This is a genomic window from Butyricicoccus sp. AF18-9LB, from assembly GCF_027684505.1.
GTDB classification, from domain to species: domain Bacteria; phylum Bacillota; class Clostridia; order Oscillospirales; family Butyricicoccaceae; genus Agathobaculum; species Agathobaculum butyriciproducens.
Map to the genome: position 1 here is coordinate 1 of NZ_JAQCWA010000038.1, position 2,772 is coordinate 2,772.

Sequence of the window (2,772 nt, forward strand, 5' to 3'; positions counted from 1 at the left end):
TCCCTTCCTTTTTGCCCCCGCGGCGGGCGCCGCAACGTCCCTGCCGTCCGCAGACGGCGAATCCCCCCACTGAGGTTCAGCCTCCCCCCGCCCGTTAGGGGCGAACACGCTGACGCAGTTCGCGCACCCCGCTCAGCCGGTGCTGAAAAAACTGCCGCCCGGACAGGGCGAACCCGCTAACGCAACTCGTGTGCCCCAGTGAATCGGTGCAGAAAAACAAAGGAAACGGCACAGCTTACGCCATGCCGTTTCTGTTTTACGGATTCTCCGCCGGAGCATTCGTCCCATTCGCCGTATTCGGCTGCTTCGCCGCGTTATTGTTATCTCCGGTCACGGCGTCTGCGCCGTCGCGGATGGCGTTGCCTGCCTCATCCATCGCGTCTCCGACGGCGTTGCCTGCATTGTCCACGCCGTTGCGAACATCATCACCGACGGTATTCGTGTTGGTGTCGTGCCGCTCATCAACAGTGTTGTTATCCACCGCGTTGTTGGTGCCATTGCCGTTGTCTGTGCCGTTATCCTTGCTGTTGCTGCCGCAGCCGCAGACGAACAGCATCGTCAGCGCCGCCAGCAGGGCGATCAGCTTTTTCATAGCAGTCCCTCCTAATCTGTTTCCGTTAGTATGAGACTGCTTTTTCAAATTTATGCACCGAAATCAATTTTTTTGAGGTGATGTAACACGACCGAGCAGGTCAGTCCCGTCACCAGTCCGAGCGGCACGCTCATCACGAGCAGGAACGGCAGATATGCGATCACGGCCCAGTTTTTCAGCCAGATCACAGCCGCTGCCATCTGCCCGATATTATGCGCCGCGGCGCCGCCTACGCTCACGCCGAACAGCGAGCAGAATCTGCCTTCGGCTTTGAGCAGGATCCCCATCACGATGAGCGACAGCAGACCGCCGAACAGCGAGAACAGGAACGCCGACACGCTGCCCATCAGCAGCGAGGAAATGGCAACACGCGTTACCACGATGGCGAATGCGTCTCTCGCGCTCAGCCGCGTGAGCGCAAACAGCGTCACCACATTCGCCAGCCCTAATTTGACGCCGGGCACGGGCACGATGGCATCCAGCGGGAACATGCGCTCAACCAGTGAGAGCACGACAGCCACCGCCGCCAGCATGCCGCAGAGTGTCAATCGTTTTGCATTTTTCATGTGCTGCACCCCTTACGATACCACAGCGTCGATGCCGCTGTCATTCACGCCGACCAGCTTGAGCACCACGCGGTGCGGCAGACAGACCGCCGCCTGTCCGGCATGGGTAAGTGTACCGGTGCGCACGCACACCTGATCCCGACAGTCTGCGTCCGCCATTTTCGCCGTTTTGCCCGAGAGCACAATCGTGTTGCCGTCCAGCTTGATCGTGCGGTCGGTCGCGTCGGTCAGCTGTACCCGCTCGATGAGCGTATCGTTCTGCCAGATCTCGGCGTACAGCTTGTCACCGGAGCTGTGGAACGCCAGCGCTGCCGCCAGTGCGCCTGCCATCACCAGAACCACGCCGATGATAACGAAATCACCGAATTTCAGCTTATTCCGCATAGTTGTATCCTTTTTTCTCGCCGAGGAACTCAAACGCGTAGTCCTCTGTCTTGGATGTGGTGTACACCTGCTTGTCCGAGGTAATGAACACCGCTGCAATCTTATTTTCCTCGCAGAATTTCATACCCTTATCCAGACCCATGACGAACAGCGCCGTTGTCAGCGCATCCGCCCTGGTCGAGCAGGGATCAATGACGGTCACGCCGCGCAGGCCGCTGTCCGCCGGATACCCTGTTGCGGGGTCAAAAATGTGGTGGTAGCGTTTGCCGTCCTGCTCAAAAAAGCGCTCGTAATCGCCCGAGGTAACAACCGAGCCGTCACGCAGCGACACCACCGCAATCGAGTCCGTGTTGTCGTCCGGATCGGCAATGCCGATATTCCAGTTGTCCGTGCCGCTGTCTGCGGTTTTGCCGCCGTACATCTCGACATTGCCGCTCAGCCGCGCCAGAACGTGCCACTGATCCGAGGTGTCGCTCTCCACCATTTCGTGCACGATGTCGCCTGCGTAGCCCTTGCCGATACCGCCCAGATCGACCTGTGCGCCGTTCAGCAGCTGCACCTGATTGTTGCCGAGCAGCTTGACGTTCTGATAGCCGACATGCGTCAGCGCTTCATCAATCTCGCTCTGCGCGGGCACACGCGCGTTGTCCGTGCCGATGCCCCAGAGGTCGGTCAGCGGCGCCATCGTCGGGTCAAACGCACCGTTTGTCGTCTCGGCGTACTCGAGCGCTTTCTCAAGCGCGGTGTATGTGTCATCGCTCACCTCGGTCGGCTGACCGTTCGCGTGATTCAGCTTGTAGAGATCGCCCGCCTGCTGCGTGCGCGAGAGCGCCGCGTCCAGCTGGTTGACGCGCTGCTCGATCTTAATCGCCATGTCCTCTGCCGCGCTTTCGCTCTTTTCACTTGACACATCGACCGACATGTAGGTGTCCATCGCAAAAAAGTCCTCGGTGGTAGTATAAAGCTGTGTACTGCTGCCGCTTGAGCCGCAGCCGGACAGCGCAAGCAGCAGCATCGCCGCTGCAAGATAGCGTTTCATAGCATTGCTCCTTTGTTTATACAATACGAAATCACTGTACATTATACCGCACGTTCCCGCAGCGCGCAAGTATCATATAAGACAAAAAAACAGCACCGAACCGTCGGCTGTCGCGAAACTACAGTTTCGCCGACAAGCAGGAACGGACCGTGGGCCGTTCCAAAGTCGTCCGAAAGTTCCTATACAGAAAC

At 58.7% G+C, this 2,772-nt stretch carries 4 protein-coding genes; all 4 read right to left on the reverse strand.

The window, feature by feature from the left end; translation table 11 throughout:
- Positions 1-256 precede the first annotated feature (256 nt).
- The 4 genes from PGY33_RS13470 to PGY33_RS13485 are packed head-to-tail and all read right to left on the reverse strand — an operon-like array spanning position 257 to position 2,581.
- A complete protein-coding gene (locus PGY33_RS13470; RefSeq protein ID WP_118479426.1) occupies positions 257-592 on the reverse strand; it encodes a hypothetical protein in 336 nt (111 codons plus the stop codon).
- Between the two features lie 50 nt (positions 593-642).
- The gene (locus tag PGY33_RS13475; protein WP_118479424.1) at positions 643-1,158 is read right to left on the reverse strand and encodes a Gx transporter family protein; all 516 of its coding nucleotides are present in this window, start codon (positions 1,156-1,158) and stop codon (positions 643-645) included.
- Between the two features lie 12 nt (positions 1,159-1,170).
- On the reverse strand, positions 1,171-1,542 hold the full coding sequence (locus PGY33_RS13480; RefSeq protein ID WP_270479038.1) for a NusG domain II-containing protein: 372 nt from the start codon (positions 1,540-1,542) through the stop codon (positions 1,171-1,173).
- Positions 1,532-2,581, reverse strand: coding sequence for an FAD:protein FMN transferase (locus PGY33_RS13485; protein WP_158575104.1), 1,050 nt, complete (start codon positions 2,579-2,581; stop codon positions 1,532-1,534). The genes PGY33_RS13480 and PGY33_RS13485 overlap by 11 nt, the downstream gene beginning before the upstream one ends.
- Between the last annotated feature and the right edge of the window lie 191 nt (positions 2,582-2,772).